Source organism: Pseudomonas laurentiana, assembly GCF_014648275.1.
Taxonomy (GTDB): Bacteria; Pseudomonadota; Gammaproteobacteria; order Pseudomonadales; family Pseudomonadaceae; genus Aquipseudomonas; species Aquipseudomonas laurentiana.
The window spans coordinates 1-762 of sequence record NZ_BMQU01000107.1; the positions used below are offsets into that span (position 1 = coordinate 1).

1 protein-coding gene is annotated in these 762 nt (G+C 40.6%); it reads left to right on the forward strand.

The annotated features are described in order from the left end of the window. Nucleotides 1–762 (forward strand): RNA-directed DNA polymerase (locus tag IE038_RS23995; RefSeq protein WP_189396425.1); only part of this gene is annotated, 762 nt, incomplete at both ends.

Consider the following 762-nt stretch of genomic DNA (forward strand, 5'->3'; position numbering starts at 1 on the left):
TACTCGGTACTTTTCTACCCTCTTCTCTGAGGACTCTCCTCCTGCTGATAATGAAGAAAATATTATTTTGTCTTGTATTCCTTCCCTTATCACTCAGGAAATGAATGATTATCTCATGCGTCCAATATCTTTGGAAGAGCTTGAGGAGGTGGTCTTTGGCATGCCTAAGGGGAAGGCTCCTAGTCCTGATGGCTTTCCAGTTGAGTTCTTTCAGGAATTTTGGGACATCATTAATCATGATTTGTTGGAGGTGGTTAACGAGTCCTATTCTAGCAAGCAGATGCTTCGGGCTTTGAATTCTACATTCTTGACTCTTATTCCTAAGAGAGAGGGAGCTAATCAATTGGAGTTTTTTAGACCAATTGCCTTGTGTAATGTGGTTTACAAAGTTATTACTAAGTTGATTGCTGAAAGAATTAAAAAGTGGCTACCCATTATTATCTCAGAAGAACAAGGTGGTTTTGTTGCAGGAAGACAAATTTTGGATGGGGTGGTTATTGCTACTGACGCTATTCATTCTATGGTTACTTCAAGGGAGAGAGCAATGTTTGTTAAGCTGGATATGGCTAAGGCCTACGATAGAGTTAAATGGCATTTCCTAAAGAGTATTCTTCTTTCTTTTGGATTTAGCTCTGACTGGGTGAGTTGGACTATGAGTTGTGTTACTTCTGCCTCTTTTTCTATTCTTATTAATGGTCAACCATCTCAGCTTTTTGGTGCTTCTTGGGGACTCCGCCAGGGTGACCCTCTCTCCCCATATCT